Here is a 12203-nt window from a genome sequence, read left to right on the forward strand (position 1 = left end):
ATTAACGTTCGTCTTCAGTATCCCAGTTACCGATGTCATCGTCGGTCCCCATTTCACCATCAGGACCCATTGAAAAGATATCAATTTGTCCCATTTCACCTGGGCTAACTAATTGGTAGTAATTGCCCCATGGATCTTCTGGTAACTCAGAAATAAAGCCACCTTCAGGAAAGCGGCGCGGCACCGGATCAATACTTGTTTTCGTCACAAGTGCTTCTAGGCCTTGCTCTGTGGTTGGGTAACGCTTGTTTTTCAGCTTGTACATTTTCATTGCATCCTCAAGCTGACGAATATCCAAACGTGCTTTCTCTTTTGCTGCCTCTTCTTGTTGGCCCATGACATTCGGCGCCACAATAGACAAAATCATACCGATGATAACTAGTACCACCATTACCTCTAAAAGTGAGAAACCTGATTGCTTTTTCACAATATTTACCTCAATGCTGTTGTTGATTACCACATTTTGATTGTGGTTGTTCCTTTTTGACTACAATCCTACGGCTTTGTTCATCGCCATAATTGGCTGCAGAATCGCCATAACGATAAAGAGTACAATAATCGCCATCGTCGCTATCATCGCAGGTTCTAGCAATTTCAGCGAGACATTTACCATACTTTCAAACTCTTGCTCTTGGTTATTTGCGGCGCGCTCAAGCATTTGCTCCAGCTCCCCTGATTTCTCACCACTGGCAATCATATGCAGCATCATAGGTGGAAACATTTTGGTCTGCTGTAGCGATGCTCTGAGGCTCGCGCCCTCACTAACGCGTGTTGCAGCCTCCGCGACCGACGCTTTAATTTTTTCATTTTCGAGCACTTGGCCGGAAATCTTCATCCCTTCGAGTAAAGGCACGGAACTGGATGACAGTATGCTAAGGGTACGAGCAAATCGCGCCGTATTGACGCTTCGAGCCACCTTGCCCAGGCCTGGTAGAGTCAGTAGTTTACTGTCATACCAAAAGCGAATTTTAGGGTTTTGTAAGGCTTTTTTAGCACCATAAGTCCCCAGCACAATTACCGTAAGGCTGATCATCCAGTAATTTTGCACAAAGTTACTGGCTGCCATGACCCACTCGGTGGTCCAAGGCAGTGCTTGCTTTGACTTTTCAAAGGTTTTTAAGATTTTAGGTACCACAGTGCCGAGCAATATAGACACAATCGCCACGGCAAAAATAACCAAAATAATGGGATACACCATGGCTTGCGTAATTTGGCTGCGCATGTGCTGTCGTTGCTCTGTGTAATCAGCTAGACGGTTTAACACTTGGTCCAAATGTCCAGACTTTTCCCCTGCGGCCACCATGGAACGATATAAGTGATCGAACACATGAGGGAACTCAGACATGCCATCGGCCAAGGTATAACCTTCTACGACCTTCGAACGCACTGCCATCAACATGCGCTTGAGCCTTGGCTTTTCGCACTGTTCAGCCACAGCCATCAGAGCCGCTTCTACCGGCAATGAAGACTGGATCAATGTCGCTAGCTGGCGAGTAATAAGGGCAATATCTGCCACTGAAGGACGGTAACCTTTAAATAAAGTAAAGCCCCCTTTGCTTTGCGACTTTTCTTTTTCTGCTGCCGGCAACACCTCAAGCGGCATCAGCGCTTTTTCGCGCAGCATCTGCCGTACTTGTTTCGCGGTATCGGCTTCTAAAATGCCTTTCTTTTCTTTGCCTTTACCATCTAAGGCGCGGTACTCAAACGCAGCCATTAACCTTCCTCACGCGTTACCCGCAGTACTTCTTCAAGGGTTGTCTGGCCAGCCAATACCCGCGAACAGCCATCTTGGCGAATACTCGGCGTGTGCTTGCGGATGTACTTTTCCACCGCTTGCTCACCTTTACCATTGTGAATAAGTTCACGAATGGGCTCATCAACCACTAATAATTCATGAATACCAGTTCGGCCTTTATAGCCGTTATAGTTACATTCTTCACAGCCTACAGCGCGATAAATTTGGGTGTTGCTATCACTAGCAACGCCTAGCAGCTCACATTCCCGGTCATCGGCTAAGTGCGGCTCTTTACAGCTAGGACATAAGGTTCTAATTAGACGCTGTGATAGTACTCCGAGCAGCGAAGAACTCAGCAAGAAAGGTTCCACCCCCATGTCTTCCATTCGGGTGATCGCCCCTGAGGCAGTATTGGTATGCAGGGTTGATAATACTAAGTGACCCGTTAATGACGCTTGCACCGCGATTTGCGCAGTTTCTAAATCTCGGATCTCACCCACCATAACGACATCGGGGTCTTGACGGAGGATAGCCCGTAAACCTCGAGCAAAGGTCATGTCTACCTTAGGATTCACCTGAGTTTGGCCTATGCCTGGGATCTCATATTCAATCGGATCTTCTACCGTTAAAATATTACGATCCTTAGAGTTGATTTGCGTCATGCCCGCATACAAGGTGGTACTCTTACCAGAACCTGTTGGACCGGTTACCAAGATGATGCCATGGGGTTTGGCAATAATATCGGCAAAGGCATCACGGTTGGCTTGCGTCATACCGAGGTCTTCTAAATCTAGGCGAGCGTTATTTTTATCTAATAAACGCAAGACCACGCGTTCACCAAAGCTCGATGGCATGGTCGACACCCGCACATCCACAGCTCGACCTGCAATTCTTAAGCTAATACGACCATCCTGCGGAATGCGCTTTTCTGCAATATCGAGCTTGGCCATTACTTTAATACGCGAAACCAACAACGAGGAGAGCTTGCGATTGGGTTTAAGTACTTCTTTGAGCACGCCATCGACACGGAAGCGGATCACCAACTCTTGCTCGAACGTTTCAATGTGAATATCTGAGGCCCCTTCTTTAATGGCCTCACTCAGCATGGCATTGATCAATTTAATAATCGGGGCGTCATCGTCCGCAGCAAGCAAGTCTTCGGTTTGTGGTAATTCTTCGGCCAACGAAAACAAATCCATTTCGTTACCAATGTCTTCCATCATCTGCTGAGTTTCTGAGCTATCGCGTTGATAAGCCGTCTCTAGCATATGTTCAAAACGGTCGGCATCGAGCTCTTCTAGCACAAACGGTTGTGCTGCAACCCGGCGAACTTCGGTAAGGGTATCAAAGTCCAGTGTGCCCTTATGGAATAGGGTTAAGCGCTCTTCAGCTTGACTTAACAGCACCCCTTTACGACGTGCAAATGAAAACGGTAAGCGCAGCGAGAGTTCAGCCTCACTGACATGCTCATCAGCAATCGCTTCAGGTTCCACCTCGCTGCTTTGTAGCTGAGCTGCCATTTGCTCAGCTTCAGCGCCTAACTCAGACGTGGCTTTTTCCTCAATCATTTTCACGCTCTTGCTTAGTCTGCTCTTTTAAGAACTCTTCGTACGTCGGCGGTAACTCGAGTTTGTCATTCCACTCAGGTAACACTGGGGTTTGCTCGAATGGCATTAACTCAATGCCATCTTCGCGGTGGTTAAGTTGCTGACCACGAATAAAGTTATATTTAGAGTGGCTAATTTCGTTCATGCTACGGCTGTCTCTAACAATCGTAGGACGAATAAACACCAACAGATTGCGCTTTTCTTTCTGCGTACCTGTTGATCTAAACAAGTGGCCTAGTACAGGAATATCGCCAAGTAAAGGCACCTTAGAAACACTCTCTTGCACCGTTTCATCAATTAATCCGCCCAAGATAACCATGCCACCATCATCGGCAATAACGGTGGTGTTAATGGCACGTTTACTGACTCGAATATCCACAGAAGTGGCGCCTTTGACGCTCGAAACTTCTTGCTCAATGGTTAACTGCACGGCACTGCCGTCATTTATTTGCGGGGTAACCTTAAGTTTAATACCCACCTCTTGACGGTCGACGGTCTGGAATGGGTTGGAGTTGTTATCACCAGCAGCTGAGCCCGTGACGATGGGCACTTCTTCACCCACAATCATAGACGCTTCTTCATTATCCATAGTGGTAACCGATGGTGTTGCAAGAATATTGGAGTTGGTATCCGATGACACCGCTTGGATAATGGCACCCCAGTCATTCTTAATAATACCTGCAGCCAGTCCGTTAATACCGCCCAACAAACTAGCTAACGCATTGTAATCACCGCGCTCTGTGGTGGTGGTGTTAGAGACGTCGTTGTCATCCGTACCAACAATGGTGCCTTTAATTTCACGGTCACGTGCTTGCTCTGCCGCCACCGCTAATGAGCCAACTGGTACTGTGTTGCCATCGTTAAACTGCAACATGCCGCCTTGCTCTGAGATCCATTGTAAACCTAAGTTAATACCATCGGCTTCAGAGACCTCAACCACAATGGCTTCAACCAATACCTGCGCACGGCGGATATCAAGCTTTTTAATCACTTGGCTAAGTGAACGCATGGTATCGGGCTGGGCTGTAATAACCAGAGAGTTCGAATCGGGGTGAGCTTCGATGCTGGTTTCGTTTTTACTGCCACTGCGCGTGCGCGTTTTTTGACCACTCGACTGTTCTTCTTCAATCGATTTACTTACCCCCTGTAAGACCTTTACTAAGTCTTCAGCTTTGGCGTAATTGAGGTAGAAAACCTGAGTATTGCCTTGTGATTCCAGTTCATCATCAAGGCGTTTAATGAGCTCCGCAGCACGGCTTCTGGCCTGTGATTCGCCACTGACAATGACGCTGTTGGTACGCGTATCTGAAACAATTTTTGGGATCAAAAAGTCAGGAACTCCGCCCTTGCCAGAATCTTGAAAGATCTTTTCAACCACCTGCACGACATCGTCTGCCGTGGCGTGTTTCAATTTCACAATATCCACCCGTTTATCACCGGCCTGGTCAACCGTTTTGATGATATCAACTAAGCGGTTTACCGATGACGCATGCCCTGTCAGCATCATCACGTTTGCGGAATTTAAATTGGTGACATGGCCACCATCTTTTTGGTCACTGAACTGTCGGATAAGTGGGCCTAGCTCTTGTACACTGACGTTTTTCACACGCACCACGCGAGTGACCATAACATCGCCATTACCAAGCCCTTCGCCTTCAACTAATGGCACATTAGACTTTTTACCATCGGAGCTACGCACGATTTTGATGACGCCACTTTCCATTTCGATAGCAGAATAGCCATAGACCTCGAGTACGTTCAAAAAGAACTGATAATAAAGTGATTCATCCATTAACTCGTAACTGCGCACATTAATATTGCCACGCACATTGGGGTCAATAATAATGGTCTTGTTTAAGTTCTTACCAACGATGTTAATGAACTCATTGATGTCCGTGCCTTTAAAGTTCGCGGCATATTCAACCGCAGAAACGGAAAGTGAAAGACCAGCAGCAATCAAAAGCGTTGCATACTTAGCTAACCCTTTTCTCATTTTTGTGAGGTGTAGCTTCTTACCCATTATTCTTAAACTCCAAAATTAGTAACTTTACAGGCTAAACTGCACGTCCATCACTTGACCGTCCCGCTCGATCGTGATGCTAGCATCGGTACTGGTTCTCAGCTCATTCATTGCTGACATGGCCTGTTTCATATCGGTGAGTTGAAAGCCATTGATGGCTATCGCCAAATCGTTTGCTTGTAGGCCGGCTTGCTTGAATAGTTCCGGGTTTTTCCCCGGTGTTAAGCGGTAACCAACTAACTCACCATTGCGCTTTTCAGGCGCAATATTAATGTATTCAAATAATTTCCCAGGATCCTCTAATAACTCAGCACGACGACTAGAAAGCGCACTTGGGCTGGTTTTTTGCGGTGTGTACGGCACGATGCTGTTGCGTGATTGTGCTTTTGCTTTCACTGGCATGGCAACAGTGCGACTAAACTCAAGGCCATCTAACATCAAGGTTTCAAAACGGCCACTGACATCTAAGATCACCCGGTCTGGCAACACCTGAGCCAGTTTTGCTCGAGTTCCTTTTATCGCTTGTTCCACACTGTATGTTTCTTGACGACCTTGCGACTCAATAATGGCTAAACCAGCACCATCGTCTTGGCTTACTGCCACAATGCCAGTTAATCGTACATTCAAGGTGGTTTCAGGGGCGTCGGAGACCACAGGGGCAGGTTTTGCAACTTCCCCTTCGGCTGCTTTACCGAACAGGTTATTAGCAATAATATTGTTACTTGAGACACCACCGCTTGATTGGCTGTAAACCTGAGAGGCTGAGGCTAAAGGTTGCGTTTGAGGAACTGGCCACAATAACCAAAACAGCTGCGAAAACAAAAACGCGACATAAACAACCGAAAAGATAACAATGGCATAGCTCAGTTTGGCATGCGGCAACTTAAGCCAAAACCGTTGAAGTTGTTGTAACTGTAATTCCATATAATACTTTTCTTATTCTCTTGAACGCCCCAGTGTACCGCTTCGCTTATTTTTCAACAAGCGTGTAATTGTTAAACTTTTAATTAAATCGGTACACTTGAGAAACTCGTCGATAACCGCGCACAGCTCGAACTCGGTTCGTTCTATTAATCGATAATGATACGCTGTACTTCGCTCTTAGCATGATGCTATTAGCTTTGTTTGCAAGGCGAAATATGCTAAATTTATGGGGTTAATTTTCACCCTAAAAAATAGTTAACGAATTGTGACAAAACTCCAGCAGGAAAACAACCAAGCAGAACAGAAAGTTCGCCTTGATAAATGGTTATGGGCGGCTCGCTTCTATAAAACCAGAGCCCTGGCACGTGAGATGGTGCAAGGAGGTAAGGTTCATTACAACGGTCAGCGTTGTAAGCCCAGCAAGAACGTTGAAGTAGGTGCACTGATTAAACTTGCCCAAGGCTATGAGGAAAAAGAAGTCACAGTCCTCAAAATAATAGATAAACGCCAAGCCGCTCCGATTGCCCAAACTCTTTATGAAGAGTCTGAAGCAAGTATTGAAAAACGAACCCAAAACGCGCTTGCACGCAAAAACAACAGTTTATTTGCGCCTCGTCCGGCAACCAAGCCAGACAAAAAGCAGCGCCGTGAATTACTTAAATTGAAGTCAAACTAGGATTTTCATTAATGCAGACTGATTTACTTCATCGTTATATTTTTGACAAGCTTGATGTCCGTGGTGAGCTTGTACAGATAGAGCAAACCTTCAGTGACATCATCAGCGGTCATAATTACCCAGAGCCTGTTCAGCAGCTTTTAGGCGAGCTACTTGTAGCGACCAGTCTATTAACTGCCACTCTAAAGTTCGAAGGGGACATTGCGGTCCAACTTCAAGGTGATGGAGCGGTAAAATATGCGGTGATCAATGGTAACCACAAGCAACAAATGCGAGGGGTTGCAAGAATGCAATCAGAGGTGTCTGGTAGCTCAATTCAAGAGCTGTTTGGCAAGGGCCACATGGTGATCACCATTACTCCGACCAAAGGTGAGCGTTATCAAGGCATTGTTCCTCTTGCTAAACCAACGTTAGCAGAGTGCTTAGAAGAATACTTTGAACAGTCTGAGCAGTTAAAAACGCGTCTGTGGTTTGCGACCCGCGTAAATAACGACAGCGTAAAAGCAGCTGGGTTATTTTTACAAGTACTGCCGGTTGATAAAGAAAAGTCATTGGCGGACTTTGAACATTTAGAAGCGCTTAGCAATACCATCAAAGACGATGAGTTGTTGGAGCTAGACGCAAACACCGTGCTGACTCGCTTATACCACGAAGACAACCCGCAGCTATTCGAGCCACAAGCCATTGAGTTTGTCTGTGGCTGTAGCCGTGCAAAAACCGAAAATGCACTGGCCAACATTGGCCTTGACGCTCTAATGGCAGATATAAAGGAACAAGGCGAAATCAACATCAGTTGCCATTATTGTTTGAAAAATTATGTCTTTAACGAGCAAGATATTAAATCGATTTTTAACTAAATCAGCTTTTAGCTCGACATAGTAAATAAAGCCGCTGAAATTAGCGGTTTTTTTATCCCCAAAAAGTGATACCGGTGTCATAAAAAGCCCTAAATTTATGACACCGGTATCATTGAAATTATTCAAGTTTTTTGCTGTTTTTATGCAGTTTTAGTCCCTTCAAAGTCTCGAATATCTCAATTCCATCTGTTACTATAAAATCAGCTTAGGGCAAAAGTACCCCAGAGCTATCCCGTTCAACTCTCACTTTTTAGGTATAAACATGACTTCAAGCGCTACTCGTTTTGTCGATTTAACTGCAGCTGAACTTGTCGAACACGCGATCCGCCGTGGCGAGGGCACTTTAGCCGCAAATGGAGCTTTTGTTGCAAAAACAGGTCGCCGTACTGGACGCTCTCCTAACGACCGTTTTATCGTTAAAGAATCAAGCACAGAAAATGACATCCAATGGGGCAATGTCAATCGCCCATTCGATGCCGATAAATTTGATGCTTTATGGGCTCGCGTTGAAGCTCAAGTGCTTGAAAATGACCACTTCGTCTCTCACCTTGAAGTTGGCGCCGATCCTGAGCACTATTTGCCAGTAAATGTGACCACCGAAACGGCATGGCATCACATTTTTGCCAAGAACATGTTTATTGAACCTAACAACTATAATGCTGCTGACTTACCTGAGTGGCAGGTGATGAATGTGCCGTCATTTGTTTGTGACCCTGAACGCGATGGCACCAACAGCGATGGCACGGTTATCATTAATTTTGCACAACGTAAGGTGCTTATTGCTGGCATGCATTACGCTGGTGAAATGAAAAAGTCGATGTTCTCGGTACAGAACTTCTTGCTCCCAGCGAAAGGTGTATTACCAATGCACTGCAGCGCGAACGTTGGTGAAGCGGGCGATACTACGTTGTTCTTTGGCCTTTCTGGCACCGGTAAAACCACTTTGTCAGCCGATCCAAAACGCTTCCTTATTGGTGATGACGAGCATGGCTGGGCACCAGGCAGCGTATTCAACATTGAAGGCGGTTGCTACGCAAAATGCATCGATCTTTCACAAAAGAATGAACCGGTAATTTGGGATGCCATCCGCTTTGGTACTATCTTAGAAAATGTCGTGCTCGATGAAACTCGCACCCCCGATTACACCGATTCAAGTTTAACGCAAAACACTCGAGCCGCTTACCCACTTGAGCACGTAGAAAAGCGTAAAGAAGAAAACCGTGCTGGTGAACCGCGTGCCGTGGTCTTCTTAACCTGCGATGTTAGTGGTGTATTACCGCCAGTTTCTATCCTAAGCGAAGAAGCTGCAGCCTATCACTTCCTAAGTGGCTACACTGCAAAAGTAGGTTCAACTGAGATTGGCTCAACATCAGATATTGAATCTACCTTCTCTACCTGTTTCGGTGCGCCTTTCTTCCCTCGCCCTGCCGGCGTATACGCTGAGTTGTTGATGAAGCGTGTACGTGAGTTTGGCGCTAAGGTGTACTTGGTGAATACTGGCTGGACCGGTGGCCCTTACGGTGTAGGTAAGCGTTTTGATATTCCAACTACTCGCGCAGTGATTGATGCAATTGTTAACGACACATTGGATGGCGTTGAAACACAACACATTGAAGCGCTTAATCTAGACGTGCCAGTGGCTGTTGAAGGGGTTAATAGTGAATTGCTAAACCCAGTCAATACTTGGCAGGATAAAGACAAATACGCAGAGTATGCAGCGAAGCTGGCAACAGACTTCAAAGAAAACTTTGCTAAGTATGATGTCTCTGAGGCGATAAAAGCAGCGGGTCCACGCGGCTAAGCCACCCAGTAAGATTCCTTTATCAAAAGCGCCCCTCGTTGGGCGTTTTTTTGTGTCTGCTCATTCCATCACTTTATTCTGCCACTAGGCTTCAACTGCCACTGCAGTAACCGCAATCGTATAAAGTTCGAGCTCTACTGCACCAAATAATCCAAGTAAAAAGTGCTGCTAAATAAGGTTTGCATGCTTAAAAAAACGCGACTTAATTAAGCAAAGATAATGAACTTGAGTAAACTTCAACCAACAAATCTTAACCCACCATTAACTTTATGCTTTCATATAAATGCTATTGACTAACGTTTAAGGAAAGCTAATGAAACTAAGACTAAAAAAGAAGCCACTCAAATCACTAAGAGCGGATCAACTGCAACGAACAGTAACACAGCAGATCGCGGCAGGAGAGTACGAAGTCTCTAAAATTGACTGCAATAGTTGGCAAGTCTGCAACACCCACCCTGCGATTTGTGAATCTTTGGGAATGTGCCCTAGCTAGAAAACTGATAGACAGCAAAGGCGTCTTCAACGCCTTTACTGTAATTCAGCCAGTGAAGATTCTGGCAAAAAGCTTTATTGCCGTGCTCATTAATTGCCTAACTGAAATAGGAATAATGGTTACCAGTGCAACCCCCTGATGAAAGTTTGGGTTCACTTGGCAATACAGTGTAATTTCTGGCTTTTGACTGGCTCTAAACTGACTGATTTCAGCTGCGCTGTAACTGACATGCCGGCCCACTTTGCGCAAGCAACGCATGTTATTGCCGGCGCTGATTATTCCCTCTGGGTTAAGCTTCTCATAAAGGGAGGCTACCTTAGGATTAAAACCTGTTTGACTGGGGTAAACGATAGCAATATTCTTGGCCATAGCCCGAAACATCGCGGGGCTCAGCATGGTATCGGCGTAAACATGATGCTGCCAAGGGCGCTGAGCATAGTGCTTGATTGCTTCGATAATAGAAAAGGCAAAGGTATTATTATTGCCACGGTGATGGGCTAAAAATGCCGCTGATGCCCCTATGACTACTTGCCGTTTAGACACATCAGTAAAAGTCAGCAAGCAATACCCCACCACCAGGTTATCTTCAAAGTACAGCCGCAAACGCCGCTTTGAAACAGCCGGATCATCAAAGTAGTGCTGATAATAAGCATCCGCATCAATGCCGTTAAATGAAGCGGCAATGACAGACTTTATTTGCATCACCAGCGTCTCTTCGAGGCAACCTGGGGTATAGCTTACACTACGAGTATTTTCTGTTGCCAAGGGCAGTCCTTTATTGCGAGCTGTATTTTTTCGCAATGGGCAGTGAAATCTGTGCTATTAGGCCACCCCCTTCGCGGTTGCGCAGCTTTACCCGGCCGCCATGGGTGGTGATAATGCGTTTAATAATAGCAAGCCCAAGGCCGCTGCCATCACTGCCGCGCGCTTGATCCCCTTGTTTAAAGGGCTCAAACACCGACTCCAACTCAGACTCAGGAATACCCGGGCCACGATCCATCACATTTACCAGTACCGCGCGGTGTTTTGCGCTGTATTCTGTGCTGACCTCAATCGCTTCTTGCGAGTAGCGAATAGCATTTTCAATCATATTCGTCACCACCCGCTTGATGGCAACCGCATTCATGACCACTTCGGGTAAATGGGCTTCTGCTTGGAAATGTATTGGCCGTTGATGTTGTTGCTCAGCATGAACGACCTCTTCAACGACGCCATTAACATCGCCGCTGATCATTTCGGCGCCATTATGATGACGCAAATATTCAATGAATTGATCAATGATGGCATTCATGTCCTCAATATCGTCAATGATGCCATCACGCAAATAGTCTTCCTCTTCCGACATCATCTCGGTGGCTAACCTAATCCGAGTTAATGGCGTACGTAAATCGTGCGATACCCCAGCCATTAATAGCCGCCGATCGTTTTCCAGTTCGGCAATGCCCTTAGACATTTTGTTAAACGCCCGAGTCACTTCTATTACTTCCGTTGAGCCCTCTTCCACTAAGCGGGTTGAAAAGTCACCATCACCGACTCGGCTTGCGGCCACCTGCAACGACTTTAATGGCTTATTCAAGTGTCGAGCAAATAACCAGCCACCTAGCACACTGAGAAAACCAATACTGGAAAGGTAAAAAACCAAAAACTCCATTTTTGTTTCACTCAGCCCAGCTAAAGGTACTCGTACCCAGTATCCTGGTGCCTGTGGTGTCTCAACCCAGTAAACCACAGGGTCGCCTTGACTGATCCGCACTCGGGCAGAGCCATTGAGCTGCTCAGACATACTGCGAGATAGTAGCGTATACTCTTTTGCTTGACCGAGGCCATTACGATAAGCATCCCGCTGTGTCATCACCTCAATACCGGTAATTTCAAAGAACTTACTCGACAGGCTAGAGTCCACTTCGACGCCGTCTTCCCAGTCAATGAACACCGTTTTTACTTGCTTAGCTAGCATCAAGTTGACCTGTTCAAAGGTGGGTTTGAAGACATAGAGCGTTACCGTGACATAAGAAACGACCTGGTTTATGAGCAGTAAAGCACCGACAAAAAAGACGGTTTGCCCAAAGGCACTACGAGGTAACATAAGA

The 12203-nt window shown here is 46.1% G+C and carries 11 protein-coding genes; 4 read left to right on the forward strand and 7 right to left on the reverse strand.

The genetic code is table 11. The annotated features are described in order from the left end of the window. Position 1: 1 nt before the first annotated feature. Genes gspG through gspC form a run of 5 tightly spaced genes read right to left on the reverse strand, consistent with a single transcriptional unit; the run spans position 2 to position 6286 of the window. Entirely contained in the window at positions 2-427 is a 426-nt protein-coding gene (gene gspG / locus ACNKW2_RS13040) for a type II secretion system major pseudopilin GspG (protein ID WP_336568439.1), read from the reverse strand. Positions 428-487: 60 nt separating this feature from the next. Continuing rightward, entirely contained in the window at positions 488-1714 is a 1227-nt protein-coding gene (gene gspF, locus ACNKW2_RS13045; protein WP_419148966.1) for a type II secretion system inner membrane protein GspF, read from the reverse strand. Further along, positions 1714-3303, reverse strand: coding sequence for a type II secretion system ATPase GspE (gene gspE / locus ACNKW2_RS13050; RefSeq protein WP_419148967.1), 1590 nt, complete (start codon positions 3301-3303; stop codon positions 1714-1716). The genes gspF and gspE overlap by 1 nt, the downstream gene beginning before the upstream one ends. Continuing rightward, a complete protein-coding gene (gspD, locus tag ACNKW2_RS13055) occupies positions 3296-5362 on the reverse strand; it encodes a type II secretion system secretin GspD (RefSeq protein WP_336568436.1) in 2067 nt (688 codons plus the stop codon). Before gspD ends, gspE begins: the two co-directional genes overlap by 8 nt. 27 nt (positions 5363-5389) lie before the next feature. After that, on the reverse strand, positions 5390-6286 hold the full coding sequence (gene gspC / locus ACNKW2_RS13060; RefSeq protein WP_419148968.1) for a type II secretion system protein GspC: 897 nt from the start codon (positions 6284-6286) through the stop codon (positions 5390-5392). Positions 6287-6551: 265 nt separating this feature from the next. On the opposite strand from gspC, the gene hslR reads away from it, so the two are divergent. The 4 genes from hslR to ACNKW2_RS13080 all read left to right on the forward strand — a co-directional run bounded on the left by hslR (position 6552) and on the right by ACNKW2_RS13080 (position 10113). Next, complete coding sequence (gene hslR / locus ACNKW2_RS13065; RefSeq protein ID WP_419148969.1) at positions 6552-6962, forward strand: ribosome-associated heat shock protein Hsp15; 411 nt, start codon at positions 6552-6554, stop codon at positions 6960-6962. A gap of 11 nt (positions 6963-6973) precedes the next feature. Then, the gene (gene hslO / locus ACNKW2_RS13070) at positions 6974-7819 is read left to right on the forward strand and encodes an Hsp33 family molecular chaperone HslO (protein WP_419148970.1); all 846 of its coding nucleotides are present in this window, start codon (positions 6974-6976) and stop codon (positions 7817-7819) included. Between the two features lie 262 nt (positions 7820-8081). Then, complete coding sequence (locus ACNKW2_RS13075; protein ID WP_419148971.1) at positions 8082-9620, forward strand: phosphoenolpyruvate carboxykinase; 1539 nt, start codon at positions 8082-8084, stop codon at positions 9618-9620. Positions 9621-9933: 313 nt separating this feature from the next. Then, positions 9934-10113, forward strand: coding sequence for a hypothetical protein (locus ACNKW2_RS13080; RefSeq protein WP_336568430.1), 180 nt, complete (start codon positions 9934-9936; stop codon positions 10111-10113). 45 nt (positions 10114-10158) lie between these two features. On the opposite strand, the gene ACNKW2_RS13085 is transcribed toward ACNKW2_RS13080, so the two are convergent. Together ACNKW2_RS13085 and envZ are read right to left on the reverse strand one after the other, a co-directional pair. After that, positions 10159-10878, reverse strand: coding sequence for a hypothetical protein (locus ACNKW2_RS13085; protein ID WP_419148972.1), 720 nt, complete (start codon positions 10876-10878; stop codon positions 10159-10161). 10 nt (positions 10879-10888) lie between these two features. Continuing rightward, positions 10889-12199 carry a two-component system sensor histidine kinase EnvZ gene (gene envZ, locus ACNKW2_RS13090; protein WP_419148973.1) on the reverse strand — a complete coding sequence of 437 codons (1311 nt, stop codon included), beginning with the start codon at positions 12197-12199 and terminating at the stop codon, positions 10889-10891. Positions 12200-12203: the final 4 nt, after the last annotated feature.

This window comes from Pseudoalteromonas 'SMAR' (assembly GCF_048515945.1).
GTDB lineage: Bacteria > Pseudomonadota > Gammaproteobacteria > Enterobacterales > Alteromonadaceae > Pseudoalteromonas.

What these genes read in the sequence shown, in the direction of transcription:
- gspC (WP_419148968.1), bottom strand. Translation starts at nt 6,286, where the DNA reads ATGGAATTACAGTTACAACAACTTCAACGGTTTTGGCTTAAGTTGCCG.
- hslO (WP_419148970.1), top strand. Translation starts at nt 6,974, where the DNA reads ATGCAGACTGATTTACTTCATCGTTATATTTTTGACAAGCTTGATGTC.
- gspD (WP_336568436.1), bottom strand. Translation starts at nt 5,362, where the DNA reads ATGGGTAAGAAGCTACACCTCACAAAAATGAGAAAAGGGTTAGCTAAG.
- envZ (WP_419148973.1), bottom strand. Translation starts at nt 12,199, where the DNA reads ATGTTACCTCGTAGTGCCTTTGGGCAAACCGTCTTTTTTGTCGGTGCT.
- gspE (WP_419148967.1), bottom strand. Translation starts at nt 3,303, where the DNA reads ATGATTGAGGAAAAAGCCACGTCTGAGTTAGGCGCTGAAGCTGAGCAA.
- ACNKW2_RS13080 (WP_336568430.1), top strand. Translation starts at nt 9,934, where the DNA reads ATGAAACTAAGACTAAAAAAGAAGCCACTCAAATCACTAAGAGCGGAT.
- ACNKW2_RS13075 (WP_419148971.1), top strand. Translation starts at nt 8,082, where the DNA reads ATGACTTCAAGCGCTACTCGTTTTGTCGATTTAACTGCAGCTGAACTT.
- gspF (WP_419148966.1), bottom strand. Translation starts at nt 1,714, where the DNA reads ATGGCTGCGTTTGAGTACCGCGCCTTAGATGGTAAAGGCAAAGAAAAG.